This window comes from Nocardia sp. CDC519, from assembly GCF_059509835.1.
Genome location: NZ_CM183377.1, coordinates 1,365,173 through 1,381,173, shown reverse-complemented (window position 1 = coordinate 1,381,173; position 16,001 = coordinate 1,365,173). Strand labels below are relative to the sequence as shown.

At 69.8% G+C, this 16,001-nt stretch carries 20 protein-coding genes and 1 tRNA gene; 5 read left to right on the top strand and 16 right to left on the bottom strand.

Features of this window, described 5'->3' with window-relative positions:
• Positions 1-64: 64 nt before the first annotated feature.
• A tRNA-Gly gene (locus AC5W7N_RS06145) sits at positions 65-135 on the bottom strand.
• Positions 136-488: 353 nt separating this feature from the next.
• Here AC5W7N_RS06145 and AC5W7N_RS06140 point away from each other — a divergent pair.
• Positions 489-695 (top strand): hypothetical protein, encoded by a 207-nt coding sequence (locus tag AC5W7N_RS06140; protein ID WP_195020237.1) that lies wholly within the window; start codon positions 489-491, stop codon positions 693-695.
• Positions 696-710: 15 nt separating this feature from the next.
• Here the strand turns inward: AC5W7N_RS06140 and AC5W7N_RS06135 are convergent, their stop codons facing one another.
• Positions 711-1,061 carry a DoxX-related protein gene (locus AC5W7N_RS06135; protein WP_495923387.1) on the bottom strand — a complete coding sequence of 117 codons (351 nt, stop codon included), beginning with the start codon at positions 1,059-1,061 and terminating at the stop codon, positions 711-713.
• Positions 1,062-1,070: 9 nt separating this feature from the next.
• Here AC5W7N_RS06135 and AC5W7N_RS06130 point away from each other — a divergent pair, with 9 nt between their 5' ends.
• Positions 1,071-1,790 (top strand): helix-turn-helix domain-containing protein, encoded by a 720-nt coding sequence (locus tag AC5W7N_RS06130; RefSeq protein WP_495924042.1) that lies wholly within the window; start codon positions 1,071-1,073, stop codon positions 1,788-1,790.
• 12 nt (positions 1,791-1,802) lie between these two features.
• Here the strand turns inward: AC5W7N_RS06130 and AC5W7N_RS06125 are convergent, their stop codons facing one another.
• From AC5W7N_RS06125 to AC5W7N_RS06090, 8 genes are all read right to left on the bottom strand, one after another.
• On the bottom strand, positions 1,803-2,807 hold the full coding sequence (locus tag AC5W7N_RS06125) for a DUF8176 domain-containing protein (protein WP_495923386.1): 1,005 nt from the start codon (positions 2,805-2,807) through the stop codon (positions 1,803-1,805).
• Positions 2,804-4,024: a hypothetical protein gene (locus AC5W7N_RS06120; protein WP_495923385.1), complete on the bottom strand. Its 1,221-nt coding sequence runs from the start codon at positions 4,022-4,024 to the stop codon at positions 2,804-2,806. Before AC5W7N_RS06120 ends, AC5W7N_RS06125 begins: the two co-directional genes overlap by 4 nt.
• On the bottom strand, positions 4,021-4,344 hold the full coding sequence (locus AC5W7N_RS06115) for a hypothetical protein (RefSeq protein WP_495923384.1): 324 nt from the start codon (positions 4,342-4,344) through the stop codon (positions 4,021-4,023). Before AC5W7N_RS06115 ends, AC5W7N_RS06120 begins: the two co-directional genes overlap by 4 nt.
• 162 nt (positions 4,345-4,506) lie before the next feature.
• Positions 4,507-5,004 (bottom strand): flavin reductase family protein, encoded by a 498-nt coding sequence (locus AC5W7N_RS06110; RefSeq protein WP_495923383.1) that lies wholly within the window; start codon positions 5,002-5,004, stop codon positions 4,507-4,509.
• Complete coding sequence (locus tag AC5W7N_RS06105; protein WP_195020241.1) at positions 4,997-5,506, bottom strand: NAD(P)H-dependent oxidoreductase; 510 nt, start codon at positions 5,504-5,506, stop codon at positions 4,997-4,999. Before AC5W7N_RS06105 ends, AC5W7N_RS06110 begins: the two co-directional genes overlap by 8 nt.
• A 17-nt stretch (positions 5,507-5,523) precedes the next feature.
• A complete protein-coding gene (locus AC5W7N_RS06100) occupies positions 5,524-6,828 on the bottom strand; it encodes an acyl-CoA dehydrogenase family protein (protein WP_195020242.1) in 1,305 nt (434 codons plus the stop codon).
• Complete coding sequence (sfnG, locus tag AC5W7N_RS06095) at positions 6,825-7,940, bottom strand: dimethylsulfone monooxygenase SfnG (protein ID WP_195020243.1); 1,116 nt, start codon at positions 7,938-7,940, stop codon at positions 6,825-6,827. Before sfnG ends, AC5W7N_RS06100 begins: the two co-directional genes overlap by 4 nt.
• A gap of 127 nt (positions 7,941-8,067) precedes the next feature.
• Entirely contained in the window at positions 8,068-9,453 is a 1,386-nt protein-coding gene (locus tag AC5W7N_RS06090; RefSeq protein WP_195020244.1) for a styrene monooxygenase/indole monooxygenase family protein, read from the bottom strand.
• 96 nt (positions 9,454-9,549) lie between these two features.
• Between AC5W7N_RS06090 and AC5W7N_RS06085 the strand changes: the two genes are divergently transcribed.
• Positions 9,550-10,032: a GAF domain-containing protein gene (locus AC5W7N_RS06085; protein ID WP_194992498.1), complete on the top strand. Its 483-nt coding sequence runs from the start codon at positions 9,550-9,552 to the stop codon at positions 10,030-10,032.
• A 112-nt stretch (positions 10,033-10,144) separates the two neighbouring features.
• Here the strand turns inward: AC5W7N_RS06085 and AC5W7N_RS06080 are convergent, their stop codons facing one another.
• Both AC5W7N_RS06080 and AC5W7N_RS06075 read right to left on the bottom strand, forming a co-directional pair.
• Positions 10,145-11,575, bottom strand: a complete 1,431-nt coding sequence (locus AC5W7N_RS06080) for an LLM class flavin-dependent oxidoreductase (protein ID WP_195020245.1) — start codon at positions 11,573-11,575, stop codon at positions 10,145-10,147.
• Entirely contained in the window at positions 11,572-12,783 is a 1,212-nt protein-coding gene (locus AC5W7N_RS06075; RefSeq protein ID WP_195020246.1) for an acyl-CoA dehydrogenase family protein, read from the bottom strand. Before AC5W7N_RS06075 ends, AC5W7N_RS06080 begins: the two co-directional genes overlap by 4 nt.
• 95 nt (positions 12,784-12,878) lie before the next feature.
• Between AC5W7N_RS06075 and AC5W7N_RS06070 the strand changes: the two genes are divergently transcribed.
• Positions 12,879-13,181, top strand: a complete 303-nt coding sequence (locus tag AC5W7N_RS06070) for a DUF1905 domain-containing protein (protein ID WP_309139032.1) — start codon at positions 12,879-12,881, stop codon at positions 13,179-13,181.
• A 20-nt stretch (positions 13,182-13,201) separates the two neighbouring features.
• Here AC5W7N_RS06070 and AC5W7N_RS06065 read toward each other — a convergent pair whose 3' ends face one another.
• The 3 genes from AC5W7N_RS06065 to AC5W7N_RS06055 all read right to left on the bottom strand — a co-directional run bounded on the left by AC5W7N_RS06065 (position 13,202) and on the right by AC5W7N_RS06055 (position 14,206).
• Positions 13,202-13,534 (bottom strand): hypothetical protein, encoded by a 333-nt coding sequence (locus AC5W7N_RS06065; protein ID WP_163816121.1) that lies wholly within the window; start codon positions 13,532-13,534, stop codon positions 13,202-13,204.
• A 155-nt stretch (positions 13,535-13,689) separates the two neighbouring features.
• Positions 13,690-13,986, bottom strand: coding sequence for a type II toxin-antitoxin system PemK/MazF family toxin (locus AC5W7N_RS06060; RefSeq protein WP_163816123.1), 297 nt, complete (start codon positions 13,984-13,986; stop codon positions 13,690-13,692).
• The gene (locus AC5W7N_RS06055; RefSeq protein WP_194992847.1) at positions 13,973-14,206 is read right to left on the bottom strand and encodes a hypothetical protein; all 234 of its coding nucleotides are present in this window, start codon (positions 14,204-14,206) and stop codon (positions 13,973-13,975) included. Before AC5W7N_RS06055 ends, AC5W7N_RS06060 begins: the two co-directional genes overlap by 14 nt.
• A 108-nt stretch (positions 14,207-14,314) precedes the next feature.
• On the opposite strand from AC5W7N_RS06055, the gene AC5W7N_RS06050 reads away from it, so the two are divergent.
• Entirely contained in the window at positions 14,315-15,094 is a 780-nt protein-coding gene (locus AC5W7N_RS06050; protein ID WP_163816127.1) for an alpha/beta fold hydrolase, read from the top strand.
• 15 nt (positions 15,095-15,109) lie between these two features.
• On the opposite strand, the gene AC5W7N_RS06045 is transcribed toward AC5W7N_RS06050, so the two are convergent.
• Positions 15,110-15,874 carry a crotonase/enoyl-CoA hydratase family protein gene (locus AC5W7N_RS06045; protein ID WP_195006855.1) on the bottom strand — a complete coding sequence of 255 codons (765 nt, stop codon included), beginning with the start codon at positions 15,872-15,874 and terminating at the stop codon, positions 15,110-15,112.
• Between the last annotated feature and the right edge of the window lie 127 nt (positions 15,875-16,001).

Below are 16,001 nucleotides of genomic sequence, written 5' to 3'. Positions count from 1 at the left end.
GCGATTTCGAACATGGCCGAAAACGAACGATGACCAGGACAAAAGTCCTGGTCATCGTCCTTTGAGCCGATGACGGGAATCGAACCCGCGCTGTCTGCTTGGGAAGCAGAAGTTCTACCATTGAACTACATCGGCCTACGCGTTCGCGCGTCCGCGAGCTTATCAGACCGGGCGCTGCGCTGGTCAATTCTGGTGGGCCCGCGTGGGGCTCATTCACCGCCGTCACTACGTCGTCCGGTGCGGAATACTGTCGGCGTTCGCCTCGGCCGCGGGGACGCCGTCACGTGCGGCGTCACGGCTCTTGATCGATGGGGTCGCGTGGGTCGATCCCCGTCGCGCTCGGGGGTGCACCCGCGCGCTGTTTCGGTTCGCGCCTGGACGCCTCCTCCGCCCGCACGTCGGCGCCCGGGAAAGTGACGTCTGGGCGTCGCGGCCGCGGCGGGATAGTTTTCTCACCCGGGGGCACAGCTGAGTGAAAGAGAGACCCCATGCGTAAGACAGCCGCCGCCGTCACCGTGACGGCCGCCCTCCTCGTCCCCGCACAGCTGGCCGGTTCCGGTATCGCCGCCGCCGATCCGGTGCGGCCGGTGAGCACCGGCTCCGCCGAGATGCCACCCTCCTGCGTGGGCAAGATCAATCCGATCGTGTTCTTCCTCCAGTCGCTGTCGGGTACTCAGCCTCGGCACTGTCTCTGATCCGCCGCACGGCGCTCACCCGGCTCCCAGCGCGACATATCCGCCCCACACGAGGTACATGGCGTTGACGGCGACGCCGGCGGCTTCGGCTCGGCGGGCACCGGTCGCGGTGCGCAGGCGGTCGAGCCAGAGCAGCAGGTAGACCGCGAGCATGGCAGCGGCGAGCCAACCGCCGACGGCGCGCCAGGCGGGCACGATGACCATCGCGCCGATCACGATCTCGGCGATGCCCGACACGGCGACAAGGTGTTTCGGCCCTGGCAACCAGGACGGCACCAGGCGCGCGAAGTATGCGGGGGCCAGCAGGTGTGCGAGGCCGCAACCGATGAGGAACAGTCCGAGCAGAGTCGCTGCGATAGCGTGCATGAGGTGAGCATGTCGCCGGACGGCCTGTGGCGGCTTGAACGAAACGATCGCCGCGTCGTGTTCGCCTGCGACGAGTCGGCGGCCGTGTTCGCCGATACCGGAACCGCGGCGGTCGGCCGGCATGAACATCCGGCCTGGAAACTTCTGCTTCCGCTCGGCGATGGTCCGGCGGAGGTGGCGCGCACCGGTCGGCTCACTCCGCCCGCGGTCCTGATCCCGCCGCAGTGGCCGCATTCCAGCCGCATCTCCGGCGGCTACATCGGCGTCTTCGTCGACATCCCGCTGCTGCCGCGCGGTGTCGGCCCGATCGCGCTGTCGGCGCTGGACAAGCGCAGGCTCCGTGCTGCGCTGGCGATCCACGACGACCTCGACGGCGTCCCCGACCTCGAAGCGGTGCGCCGGGAGCTCCTGCTGCGCGCGGGGCGGGGCGACCACCTCGATCCACGGGTGGCCCTGGCGCTCGAGCAGCTGATGGCGGCGCCCACCCTGGCCGACCTGGCACGGACCGTCGGACTGTCCGCGCCGAGGTTACGTCGCCTGGTCCACGAGCAGGTCGGTGTTCCGCTGGCGCGGCTGCGCCGGTGGCGACGGCTGCGCACCGCCATCGGCGTGCTGCCCGCCGGGTCGGTGGCCGATGCGGCCGCGCACGCGGAGTTCGCGGATCAGGCGCACCTCGCGCGGACCGCGCGGGACATGATCGGGCGCGCGCCGTCGTCGCTGCTGATCTAGCGCCGGATCGCCTCAGCTCGGCGCCTTTTCGATGCGGGTGATGCGGGTGTGGCCGTCCAGGGTGGCGACGGTGATGATCTGGTGGAAGGTGTCGGGGGGCTCGCCGGGGTACTGCTGGACCAGGTCGACGAGGAAGCGCTCGGGAGCCGAATCGGCGAGCGGGGTGATGGTGACGCAGTAGCGGGTGCCGAGCGGGACCTGGGCGATGCCGCGGTCGATGCCCGCGGCATCGGAGACCGCGGCGTCGGCGGTGACGAAATTGCGGGCGCGGTGGCCGTCGCGGGCGACGTAGTAGGCGTGTTCGAAGCCGAAGATCGCGTCGGCACCGGAACCCGTTCCGCCGGTCGGCGTTCCGGAGACCACGGCTCCGCCGGTGCCGTCGAGCTGCTGCACGCAGCCGTCGGCGGCGTAGGGCGGCGATTCGGCGGGCGATTCGGGCGGTGCCGACGTGGGCGTGGCCGTGGCGGTCGGCAGCTGGTTGCCGCCGTTGGGCTGCTCGGCCGAGTCGGGTGCTTGTCCGCGGACGTCGGCGGTCACGGTGCGTTTGTCGTCGCCGTCGGTCGAGGTCGAGATGACGACGGCGACAGCTGCGATCCCGATGGCCAGCCCCACACCCATCAGGATGCTCAGCGCGCGGCCGCCGCTGCCGCCGTCATCGCTGGTCGAGCGCATCGCCCGGGGTTGACGTCGGCCGCCACCGATCTTTCCGCTGCGATCGATCAGCGGCGGCAGCAGCGACGGCTCGTGGTCGCGGTAGGCGGCGACGGTCTCCTCGGGGGCGTCGTATTCCGGCTCCTGCTGCCACTGTTCGAGGTCGTCGGCGGCGGGTTGCTCGGCGACCGCGGGCGGTTCCAGTGGGCCGGTGGGGGTTTCGAGCCAGTCGTCCCAGCTGCCTTCCCGTTGCCCGGGCCCGTCCGGCGGCGCGGCGGCCGCAGGTGGCGGCCTGCGCCTGCGCCCGCGTTTGCGCGGCGGTACCCGCACCATCGGCAGCCCGGGGTCGAACGGGTTGTCGCTCATCGGTCGTCGTCGGCGCCGATCGCGGGTGCGGTGACCATGGTCGGCAGGGCCGCCGGAACGGTCACGCCGAGCTGCCCCGGCCGCGGCTTGCGTTCCTGATCGCCGCCGCCCTGGCCGGCGCCGGGCGGAACGACCATGCCGCCGTGGTGCCCACCCGAAGGCGGCGGCGGTGCGGCGAACGGGCCACCGCCCGCGCCGCCGTCGTCGGACGGCTTGGGCTCGGCGGGAATCGAACGCGGCGGCGCCGGGGGCGGGGCCGCCATCGCGGCACCGGGGGCCGACGGGGCCGTCTCCGGTTTCGGCGCGGGCCCGCCACCGAAGTCGAATGCCTTCGGCGGGACCGGGCTCCCCGGAGTACCGGCGGGTGCGGTCGAGGCGGGGCCGGTCTCGGCGTCGTCGGCCTTGTCCGGGTTGAGGGCCCGCTCGATCGCGGTGCCTGCCTGGGCGCCGACCGTGTCGACCACTTTCAGGCCCACGTCGGCGATCCGGTCGATGATCTTCGTGCCGAGTTCCACCCCGGCATCGATGGCGGTGGTGCCGAGCTGCACACCCGCCGCCACGAGCTGCTGCTGCAACTGCAACTGCATCACCAGCGCCGGGTCCATCGGCTGGCCCGGCACGGTGCCCGGCACGGTTGTGGTGGTTCCGGGGATGGTGGTGCCGGGGGTGGTCAGCACACCCTGCGGGGTGGTCATCGTCATCGGACCCATATCGCGCAACCGCTGCCGATGGCCGTCCATTTCGCCCTGGGCGGTGTTCACCACGCCGAGTGCCTCCCGGATGGCTTGGGCGGCACGGTCGATCACGGCGTCGGTTTCCGGGGCGGAGGTGGCGGTGTCCAGGATGGCGCGGGCGTCCCGCCGGAAATCGTCGATGATGACGTCGACCTCGCGGGCGGCGCGGCTGCTGGTGCCGTGCGCGTCCGACAGCAGCGCCGCGTACTGCGGCCCCCGGTCGGCCACCGCGCCGATCTCACTGCGAGTGGTGCGGATGACGGGAACCGCGGTGTCGGCGGCCTGGCCCGACCACGACGATTCCAGCGCGTGCAGACCACGGGTCTGGGTGGATTCGGTGGCGTCGGCGGTGGCCGAGGCGGTGGTCAAGGCGCCGAGCACCTGCTGATCGGGCGCGGGTGCGCCCGAGCCGAGCCCGGAACGCAAGCGCCGCAGCGGTTCGGCCAGCACCGTGACCATGGGCGGATCGGAGATCGGTTTCATGCCTGCTCACCCGCCCGGCCGAGTGCGGTGGCGGCGGTGGCGTCCAGGTCGGCGGCCGCGGCGGCCTGCCCCTGCACCGTCTGCCCGTAGGCGGTGACCAGCGTCGCGGCGGTGGTCAACGCGGTGTGGTCGTCGGCGACGGCCGCGACGAACTCGGTCGCGAAATCGGCGCCGAGCAGCCCGACGCCCGCGGCGATACGAGAGATATCGGTGCCAGGCTCCAATCGGGCCGCCGCACCCGCGAGCTCACCTGCCACCTGATCCGCGACCACCTTGTAGGTGTTCACCGCATCCGGATCGATCCGCACAGTTCGCGCCACTTCGGCCCCCTTCGCTCGTCGTTCGGGTACGACTGGACTGTAGAACAAAAGCCCTGACCCAGCGTCTTCCACGATGGGTTACCCCGCGGGACACCGCAACCCCCACGACCGAAACCGGACGCCCGCGCGTGTCGCGTCCGGTGGACGACAGCGCGTCGCGGCTCAGCCGGCGCGCAACAGCCGGAAGCGGGAGCCGTGGAAGATGAGCGGTTCGCGGTGCGGATGGGTGGCGATGCGGTCGACGCTGAGGATGACGACCTGGTGATCACCCGCAGGAACCTGCGCCTGCACGGTCCCTTCGATCCAGGCCGAGGCACCGTCGATGAACACCGCGTCACCACTGCCGTGATGCAGTTCCAGCCCCTGGAAGCGGTCGGCGGACCGGCTGCCGAGTGCGCGGGCGGCATCCTGCTGTTCGGTACCGAGCAGGCTGAGCCCGAGCTGATCGGCGCCGGTCAGGCGCGGCCAGGTGGTCGAGGTGTTCTGCACGCAGAACGACACCAGCGGCGGATCGAGCGAGACGGGCACGAAGGTCGCCACCGCCAAACCGTGCGGCACCCCGTCGAGCTGCGCGCAGACCGCGACGACACCGCTGGGGAAATTCGCGAACGCGCGGCGCAGTCCGGCGCCGTCGGCGGGTGCGGAGAACAGTTCATCCATGGTTGGCCACTCCTGTTCCGGCCAGCGCCGCGACCGCCGGGCGCCACCGCTCGGCGTAGCCGGCGATGACGCCGTCTTCGCGGAAGGTCTGATCCGACAGATAGAGCCCGGGCAGGGCCGTCGCCCCCAATTCCACCAGCACGGGCTTGAGCAGCAAGTCCGGCGCGAGGGCGTGTGCCGGTCCGGCGCCGAGCATCAGCGGTACGGCGACCACCCCGGCCAATCCGGTGCCGCCGTCGAACTGTTCGAGAAACAGCTTCAGCAGGCCGGTGTAGGTGGCCTTGAAGGTGGGGCTGGCGAATACCACCAGTTCGGAGGCGGCCACCGTCCGTACCGCCGCGCCGACCTGTGGATCGCCCCACGACAGCAGGGCGGGTCCGAACGACACCAGATCCACCACGGCCGGTTCGGATTCCGGTTGCAGGGTTTCGGCGAGCAGCCTCGCCGCGGCCAGGGTGCGCGAGGCCGGTTTCGGATTGCCGACGACCACCGTCACTGCCACTTTCGTCTCCTCACTTCTCAGATCACACCGTGCAGCGGTGGCGGGGTGCCGTGCAGCACCGACCGCCCGATGTGCTGGTACTTCCATCGGACCGGATCGTGCAGGGTATGGGTGCGGGCATTGCGCCAGAAGTGGTGCAGGTTGGCTTCGGCTGCGGCGCTGCGGGTCCCGGAGACCTCGAACAGCGCGGCGGATACGTCGTTCGCCGCGCGATCGGCGACGACCTTCGCGGTGGCGACCGCGATCGAGGCTTCGGCAACGCTGTCCGGCGTCGTGGCACCGGGCGGGTCGTGCCGTGGCCGAGCGCCCGCCGCCTGCGGTCGAGCCCGGTTGTCCTGCGGCAGATCGGCGGTGCGCTGTGGACCCTCTGCCGTGGCGGCGTCGACGGTTGCCGCAGCAGCCGACAATGTGGCCTCCGCCGTCCGCACGGCGACCGCCAGTTCCCCGAAACGCTGGACCAGCAGTGGATCGTCCACGGCCCGGTCCACCGCTGCCTCGAACCACGGCCTCGACTTGGTGCGCACGAATTCCGTTGCCGCGTCGAGCGCTCCGCGGGCGATACCGGTATCGATCGCCGCGTGGAGCAGCTGCGCGAACGCGCCGTAGCCACTGGGCGCGCCGACCGCTGCCGCCCGGGCGACCAGCTGATCGCCGGAGACCAGCACCCCGTCGAATTCGACGGTGCCGCTGCCGGTGGTGCGCTGGCCGATGCCGTGCCAGTCGTCGATGATCCGTACTCCGTCGGTGTCGGCCGGCAGGAAGGCGACGTACTCCCCCGGCGGCAGGCCGGACCGGCTCTCCGGGTCGTCGAGCCTGGTGAGCACCGCGAGGATGTCGGCGAACAGTGACCCGGTGCAGTAGAACTTCGTGCCGTCGATGCGATACCCGGAAGCCGCCGGGCGGACCGTGGTGGAGATATCGGCGACCGTCGAACCCGTGCGCTCGGACTGTGCATTCGCGATCCGGGCGCCGTCCAGCACCGCACCGAAATACCGGCTCCGCTGCTGCGGCGAACCGGCCAACCGCAGCAGGTTCAGGTACACGAAGTGGCTGTGCGGGATCTGCGCGATATTCGGATCGGCCGCGGCGAGTATGCGCAGCACGTCGGCTACCACGCTCGGCGGCAACTGCGCGCCACCGAACTCGGCGGGCACGGTGATGGCGAGCAGTCCAGAGGAGGACAGCTGATCTATTTGCGCATAGGGCAACTCGCGTTCCCGATCCCGCGCCGCCGCGCCGCCGGCGAACTCGTGCGCGAGCCGGATGGCCACCGCGCGGGCCTGCGCGGCCGAGGTGATGCGGGCGGCGCCGACGGCGGTCATCGTCCGGCCGCGACGGGCGTGCGCGCCGCCTCCAGTTCCCGTACCAGCGGCAGCACCTTGGCCCCGAAGTATTCGATCTCCTCCTGGAAGTGCAGGAATCCGCCGAGGATGAGGTCGACGCCGAGATCGCGGTAGGCCACGATCCGTTCGGCTACCTGCTCGGGTGTGCCGATCAGCTGGGTGCGGAATCCGTCGTTGTATTGCACGAGATCCTCGAAGGTGGAGTCGGCCCACATTCCCTTGCCGTCGCGGGTGGCGGCGCCGGCCTGCTGGACCGCATCGCGGAAACCCTGCACCGCGGGTTTGTTCGCCTTCTCGATGATTTCGCGGAGGGTATCGCGGGCTTCTTTCTCGGTGTCGCGGGCGATGATGAACCCGTTGAGGCCGAACTTCACCTCCCGCTGATGCTCGCGGGCGACCGCGCGCAGATCGTCCAGTTGTTCGGTGACGCCGTCGAAATCCTTGCCGTTGGAGAAGTACCAGTCGGCGTAGCGGCCACCATTGCGGCGGGCCGGGGTCGAGTTACCGCCTTGGAACAGTTCGGGATTGGGGCGTTCCGGGGTATTGAGCGGTTTCGGCTTCAGCGTGAAATCACGGATGCGGTAGAAATCGCCGCCGTAGTTCACATTGTCCTCGGTCCAGATCTTGCGGATCACCTCGAGGAATTCTGCGCTGCGCCGGTATCTTTCGTCGTGTTCGAGCCATGGTTCACCGAGCGCGGTGAATTCACCGGCGAACCAACCGGACACCACGTTGATGGCGAATCGGCCGTTGGACAGATGATCCGCGGTCGCGCCGAACTTCGCCAGCACCGCCGGATGCCACAGTCCGGGATGCACCGCCGCGATCACCTTCAGCCGCTCAGTGGCGCCGAGCAGGGCCAAGCTGAACGAGGTGGACTCGTGCTGGAATTCCGCGCCGTAGGAGGCGGTATAGCGCACCTGCGAGAGCGCGTACTCGAAACCATTGTTCTCCGCGGTCTGCGCCAGTTGCTTGTTGTACTCGAAATCCCAGCTGGTGCGCTGCTCGATATCGCTGGTCACCAGGCCACCACTCACATTGGGCACCCAATAGGCGAACCGGATCCGGTCGGCGATCTGCTCGGTGGTCATAGTTGCTCCAAGGTCGGGTTCGTCGGGCCGCCGGGCCGGTGCCGGGCGGACGGTCGGCGCACCATCCACTTCAGCACCGGGCCGGTGGCCGGACGAGGGTTTGAATCTGTGCGATCGGATCGCCGGGTCAGCCCACTGCCAGCGCGGGCGCGAACGACGACCGCTCGAACCGGCCCGCCGGTGCGAACCGGCCGAGCAGCTCGGCGGCGTCGACCCCGGTGACCTGCGTGATGTAGGCGGCGGCGTCGGCAGCCGAATCGATGGCGAGCAAGGGCTGCGGCCGGTGCAGCAGACCCACCAGCGCCGACGCGAACCGCGGTTCGACGGCCGCGGCCGCGAAGAACGGTTCGGCGATCTCCCCGAGCGCGGGGTCGCTGAGGAACAGCCTGGTCACCTTGTTCGCGGCGTCGCTGCGGGCGGCGAGGAAGCTGTCGTACTGCGCTTGCAACCACGCCGCGTCGAACGGGCCGTCGTGCACGGCGGCCGCCGCGATCAGCCGCTGGGCCTGGATCAAGCCGCTCTGGGCGCCCTGCCCGGCGATCGGGTCGTAGGCGACCGCGGTGTCACCGAGCGCGGCGACCACATGCCCGTTGGCCGTATGCCCGACTCCGGCCCGGACCACCGGCCGCACCGCGCCCTTCAGCCAGGAATGCGGGTCCTCGGCGATCACCTCGGTGGCGAGCACTTCCGGCAGATCCCATTCGGCGAAATCGCGGTAGAGGTCCTTGACGATGCGCAGCGCGGACTCGGCGGAATCGGCTGCGGCGAAACGCGATTCCCATTCGCTGCCCGGGCGGGCCCAGCCGAGGAACGCCCAGCTCGGGCCCGCGTCCTTGTGCAGATACGGGCCCCACCAGCCTTCGCCCTGGTCGGCGATGATGGAGAAGCCGCTGTGCGCTCCGCCGGCCTGGCCGCGGTGGGCGAACACGCCCTGATCATGGCCGAGCCCGGTGACGGTGACGGTCAGCAGGGAACGTTGTGGCTTGTCGTAGACGGTGCGCTGCGGATCGATGGCGAACAGCTCGGACAGTCCGGCCTTGCCGGTCGCGACGAGGGTCAGGTCATTGGCGGCCGCGATGGTGTCCAGCGTTTCGGGTGTGACCGGTTCGACGAGGAAGGCGCCGCCGCGCTCCCGGAAGGTGCTGAGCCGCTCGTCGGCTTTGAGCCTGGTGTCGACCGCGACGCCCACATAGCCGTCGAACTGTCCGTCGAAGGCGATGAGCTCGGCCTTGTCCGGCCCGACGATGCGCGCGCTGAGCCCGGTGTGCCTCGGCGCGCGCCCGGTGTAGCTGTCCAGTCCGAGCGCGGCCTCGGCCTGCTGGGTCTCACCGAATTCGAGGGCGGTACCGGTGGCGGGCACATCGTCGCGGAGCGCACGCTGATCGCGATCGCTGTAGAGGGTGACGTCGAAGCCTGCGTCGAGCAGGCCGAGCGCCGCAGTGACGCCGGTCTGGCCGGCGCCGATCACCGCGGCCGAACGGGTGGAGCGGGAAGCGGAATGCTGCGTTGTCATGGGTGAATGGTGCTGGTGGCCAATCTCTTCCGGCAGTATTGCGATCACGCAGAATCAATAGGGAGACCGTATGACGATGACGCATACCATGGCGGCATGTCGTTCACCGTCACCGAACTGAGCGGGGACCGCACCGAGCAGTACCGCGGTCTCGCCGAACAGGCGCGGGCACTGGTCGCCGGCGAATCCGACCGGATCGCCAATGCCGCGAACCTGTCCGCGCTGCTGTTCCACACCCTGGCCGATCTCAATTGGGCGGGCTTCTATTTCTTCGACGGGCACGAGCTGGTGGTGGGGCCGTTCCAGGGCAAGCCCGCCTGCGTGCGGATCGCCCTCGGCCGCGGGGTCTGTGGCACCGCCGCCACCACCCGCGTCACCCAGCTCGTCCCCGACGTGCACGCCTTCCCCGGCCATATCGCCTGCGACGCCGACACCCGCTCGGAAATCGTGGTCCCGCTGGTGCGGCAGGGTGAGCTGGTCGGGGTCCTCGATCTGGACAGCCCGCTACCCGCTCGCTTCGACACCATCGACCGCCTCGGGCTGGAGGCGGTGGCCGGGATATTTCTCGGCTCGTTCTGAACGGGGCGGCGCAGGGCCTGGCGCCGGGCCGCAGGCCGCGCGTGCCGATTCGGCCGACACCCCTGTTCGACTGCCCGGTGGACCGGATCAACCGCTCTCCGGTCCGTCCGATCTACACCGACGGCGCTGCCGCGACTCGACGGACGGCCTCGTCCGGCAGGGCCGTCGATCCAGGACCACCCAGCCGGTAGCGCGCTCCACGATGTTCCTCAGGAAGCCGATCACCGGCGCCGAAGAGCGCATTGCGCAGCGTGCCCGGTTGATATTCGGTGGCATAGACACCGCGCTCGGTCAGCACCGGAACCACGTGCCGGACAATGTCTTCGAAGCTGCCGGGAGTGATCGCGTAGGCGAGGTTGAAGCCGTCCAGATCGGTGCCGTCGACCCATTCCTGCAAGCGGTCGGCGACGGTTTCGCCGGAACCGACGAAGACCGGGCCCATACCGCCGATACCCGCCCACCGGCCGATATCGCGGACCGTCCATTCACGTCCGTCATCGTCGAATTCCTGGAAGGCCGCCACCGCGGATTGGATCGCGTTGCTCTCGACTTCGCCGATCGGGTCGTCGAGGTCGTATTCGGACAGGTCGATACCCATCCAGCCGGACATGAACACCAGCCCGCCCTCCACGCTGGCGTAGGACAGGTACTCCTCGTGTTTGCGTTGGGCGGCGTCGTCGGTCGCATCGGTGATGATGGTGGCGAGGGCGTAGATGCGGGCGGCGTACCGATCCCGGCCCGCAGCCTCGAGGGCGTCGCGCACCCGCGCGACCGTCTGCGCGAGCACCCGTTTCGACGGTCCCGCGATGAAGATCGCCTCGGCGTTCTCGGCCGCGAACCGCACCCCGCGTGGTGATGCGCCCGCCTGATAGATGACGGGGGTGCGCTGCGGCGACGGCTCCGACAGATGCACACCCGGCACGGTGAAATGCTTGCCACGGTGCCCGATGTGGTGCACCTTGGCCGGGTCGACATAGATGCCGCGTTCGCGGTCGCGGACCACGGCGTCGTCCTCCCAGGAACCCTCCCACAGCTTGTAGAGCACCTCGAGGTATTCGTCGGCCTGGTTGTAGCGCTCATCGTGATCGAGCTGATCGTCGGCGCCGAAATTCCGGGCCGCCGAAGGCAGATAGCCGGTCACCACATTCCAGCCGAGCCGCCCCTTGGTGAGGTGATCGAGAGTGGACAGCCTGCGCGCGAACGGATACGGATGCTCGAATCCGGTGCCGGTGGTGATGCCGAAGCCGAGATGCTCGGTGACCGCGGCCATCGCCGACACCAGCAGCAGCGGATCGGCCAGCGGGATCTGCGCGGCCTGGCGCAGCGCGGCGGTGTCGTCGCCGCCGTAGACGTCGTAGGTGCCGAGCACGTCGGCGATGAAGATGCCGTCGAACCGCCCGCGCTCCAACAGTTTCGCCAGCTCGGTCCAGTAGGACAGGTCTTTGTAGCGGTGCGATTGATCGTCGGGATGGCGCCACAGCCCGGGTGACTGATGGGCGACGCAGTTCATATCGAAGGCATTGAAACGGATCCGTCTGCTCATCGGGCCACCGCCTCGCCGCGCGCACCCGCGCTCCACGCGAACGGCAGGTCGGTGCCGTTGAGCAGGTGATCGCCGATGGCCCGTGCCTTGAAAATCGCCGGATTGTGCACCGAGATGGTGCGGGCATTACGCCAATGCCGGTCCAGCCGCAGCCGCTCCGAGACCACCGACGCCCCACCCACCTCGAACAGCTGGGTGGTCGCCGCGAGCACGGTATCGATGACGCCGAGCTGCGCCTGCGCGGCCGCCAGTTCGGCTGCCGCCAGCGATTTCTCGTCGGTCGCTCCGCTGGCGAGCACCTCGTCGAGCACATCGGCCACCGCCAGCACACTGGCCCGAGCCCCGAACGCGGCCGCCGACAGCCGCCCGATCACCTGCTGCACCAGCGGATCGGCGCGCGGCAGATCGGCGGCGGCATGGGTGTAGGTGCGGGTGCGTTCGACGACCCAGGCCCTGGCATCGCGTTCGGCGCGCGCGGCGATGCCTGCGAGCACGGCGAGCTGGACCAGTTGCAGGTACGAGGTCGCGTAGGTGGGGCCGGGCGCACCGTAGCCGGGGCCGAGGATGCGTTCTTCGGTCACCACGACGTCGGTGAATTCGGTGGTGCCGCTGGCGGTGAGTCGTTGCCCGAAGCCGTCCCAGTCGTCGTGCTGCCGGACCCCGTCGGCGTCGGCGTCGACCAGCACCCCCACCCGCTCGCCGTCGCGGTCGGCGGCCACCAGGATGTGATCGGCGTAGAGCGAGCCGGTGCTGTAGTACTTGACGCCGTTGAGCAGCCAATGGTCACCCCGAGGGGTGAGCGTGGTCCGGTAGCGGTCGACGGCGCCCACACCCGGCTCGGTGATGGCATTGCCGACCAGCGTGCCCGCCCCGACCGCGCGCAACCAGGCGTCGCGGGTCGGGCCGGGTTCGGCGAGCAACTGATCCTCGACGAAGGAGAAATGCACCCGCAGCGCCTGCGGCAGATTGGATTCGGCGGCGGCGAGATCGATGAGCAGCCGGAACAGCTGGCGGACGGTCACGCCGAAGCCACCGGCCTCCACCGGGGCCCGCAGCGCGCCGAAACCTGCCGCTTTCAGCCAGCCGATTTCCTCGTGCGGCAACCGCCGGTCGATCTCCCGCTCGACCGCGCCCGCGGCGATCCGGTCGAAAATCGGCGCGAAGGTCGCGTCCAGCTCAGCGTCGGAAACAGATGTCGCGGATGTCATCGGCCAACGATCACCCAACGCGCCGCCGAGATCACCGGTTACGCGCAGCGCGATCGAAACGCACACCTGTCGGTGCCCCGGGCTATGGTCGCGTCGTGACTGGCGAGCGGTACACGTTTACGGCGCGCGTGTGGGAACACCACGGGCAGGGCGCGTGGCATTTCGTCGATCTGCCCGAGGACATCGCCGATGAGATCGAGGAGATCTACGGGCACCGCTCGGGCGGGTTCGGCTCGGTGCGGGTCCGGGTCACGATCGGTGGCAGCCGATGGTCGACGTCGCTGTTCCCCGACAAGTCCAGGGGCACGTATGTGTTGCCGGTGAAGAAGCCGGTCCGCGTCGCCGAGGATCTGGTGGCCGGGTCGCGGGCGCGGATCGAGATCGTCATCGCGATCTGATCCGCGCGCCGCTCATCGGGTCAGCTCGGCAGCTTCACGCATTCGGTGACGATCTTGGCCTGCGCCGAGCGGGTCTTGTCGGCGTCTTCCTTGCTCATGCCGAAGTTCTCCGCGTCCGGCGACTGTGGGTCGTGCTCGCCGGACAGCAGCGTGCGCAATCCGTCTTGGGAGATGCCCTCGGCGACAAAGACCTTCGCCACGCAATCGGCGAGCGCCTTGTCCTGCATGCCCTTGTCCTGCATGGATTTGGACAGGTCCGCCTCCGTGACGGTGGCCGCCTCGGCATCGCTGCTGCCGCACGCAGCCAGCAGCGGCAGGGCGATGAGCGCCGTGGCAATCAGCTTGATCCGCACCGAATTCCTCTCTCAGGGGTGTAGCAGCCGGGCCGGCGAGGGCGCCGGGCCGGCGGGTCCGCATCGCGTGACGGCGCGGATCCACGCCCGTGTGTAGTCGTAGCGATACGGAGTCCGCAACCCGAAACGGCGTTTTCGGGGTATTCCACAGGTACTCAGAGATCCATCGCGGCGCGCAGCGCGGTATCGAGGCGATCCATCGTCTCGGCGTCGGCCTCGTCCACCCGTTCGGCCAGCCAGCCGCGATAGATCCGGCCGATATTGCCCGCGTGCACCCAGCCGAGCGAGCCGAGCGGGACGGCGAGGATGTCCTGCGGATCCTGCTCGAGCAGTTCGGCGGCGATCAGCCAGGGGCGCGGGGATTCGTTGATGCCGTCGCTGCTGATGAGCACGACGGTGCGGTGCGGTGCCGATCCGTGCGGGTGATACAGCCAGAGTTCACCCCTGCGCACGCATCGCCTCCTCCGCGGCGGCCATCTCGGCCGCGTCTCTGGCCGCCTGAGCTGCTACCTCGGCGGGCTCGGGGATGGGCCCGACGCCGGTGCGCACGGCTTCGCGGCGCGCGGCCTTGGAGATCCAGGCCGACGGTGACATTCCCGCGCGGGCGGCGGCCTGCTCGGCGAACGACCAGGCGGATTCGTCCAGCGAAAGGGTGACCTTACGCGTTGCCATACCATTTATCGTACCGCTCGCCGGGCCGCCTGCCCACCCGCAGGAACGGCAACTGACGTCGCCTGCCTGCTGTTAATCTGACGGCTCACGAGCGATCGGAGTCCCACGATGAGCACCCTGCGCCATGACCGATTCGGCACCGGCGAACCGCTGGTGCTTGTGCACGGCGTCGGCAGCCGCAGGCAGGTGTGGGAGCCGATCATTCCGGCGCTGGCCGAATCCTTCGAGGTGATCGCGGTGGATCTGCCGGGTTTCGGCGAATCGGCGCCGTTGCCGCACACCACCGTCGGCACGCTCGCCGACGCCCTTGCCGATTTCCTCGCCGCCGAGGGCATCGAGCGTCCGCACCTGGCGGGAAATTCGATGGGCGGCGGTATCTCGCTCACCCTCGGCGCGCGCGGGCTGGCCCGCTCGGTGACGGCCTATTCGCCGATCGGTTTCTGGGATACCCCCGGCCGGATCTGGTGCCAGCAGTCGCTGGGCAAGTCGAAGGCCATCGGCAACCGTCTGCGCCCCGCGCTGCGGAAAGTGCTCGGCACCGCGGCCGGGCGGACCGCCTTCCTGAGCTTGGTCATCGGCAAGCCGTGGGCACTGGATACCGAGACCGCCGTCGCCACCGCCCTCGGCGCCATGGACGCCCCCGGCTTCGACGACGCCCTCGCCTCCTTCGCCGACTTCCGCCTACCCGACCCCGGCGCCCTGGCCGGCCTCCCGGTCACCATCGCGTGGGGCAACCGCGACATCCTGCTCACCTACGCCACACAGGCGCGCCGGGCCAGGGCCGTGCTGCCGGAAGCCGAGCACATCACCCTGCGCGGCAGCGGGCATACGCCCTTCTACGACGACCCGGCCGGCTGCGCCCGAGTACTGCTCGATCGGCTCGGTTAGCACGCGGCCAGATGGTCAGCGTCCCTGCCACTGCGGCTCGCGCTTCTGCGCGAAGGCCAGCGCCCCCTCGGCGGCATCCTTGGAGAACAGTGCGGGCAAGGCGACCTCGCCCTGTTTGGCAAAGGCCTCGGCGCTGCTCCAGTCCGGCGATTCGTCGATGATCCGCTTGCTCGCCGCGACCGCCAGCGGCGCCGCCGCGGCGATCTCGGCGGCGAGTTCGAGGGCGGTATCGAGCGCACCACCCGGCTCGGTGACCCGATTGACCAGGCCGAGCTGATACAGCCGCTCGGCGCCGATCCGCCCACCCGTCAAGGCCAATTCGGCCGCGGTGCTGCGCGGTAGTCGCTGCGTCAGGCGCAGTACGCCACCGCCCGCCGCGACCAGCCCGCGCTTGACCTCGGGGATCCCGAACTGCGCGTCGCGGGCGGCGACGATCATGTCGCCGGACAGGGCCAGCTCGAACCCACCGGCCAGGGCATAGCCCTCCACCGCCGAGATCATCGGCTTGGCGGGCGGTTTCGCCGCGATCCCGAGCGGCCCGCGATGCGGCGTCATCGGCATCTCGCCGCGCGAGGCGGCGACCAGATCCATTCCGGCGCTGAATGTGCCGCCCGCACCGGTGAGGACCAGCACCCGGGCCTGCACATCGGCTTCGAACGCGTCCACGGCCGCCTCGATGGCCTGCGCGGTGGCCAGATCGATGGCATTGCGGGCTTCCGGACGGTTGACGGTCAGCACGGTGATCGCATCACGCCGTTCGACCAGCACCAGATCGGTCATGGGATGTCCTCTCGATGGGCAGCACCTGGCCGTCATGGATCGTCGACGACCACCGGGATCGACACTATTCGAGCCGGGCCCCGCGTGACCCGGCTTCGGCTCGCTCTCCCGCTCAGCGAACCGATGC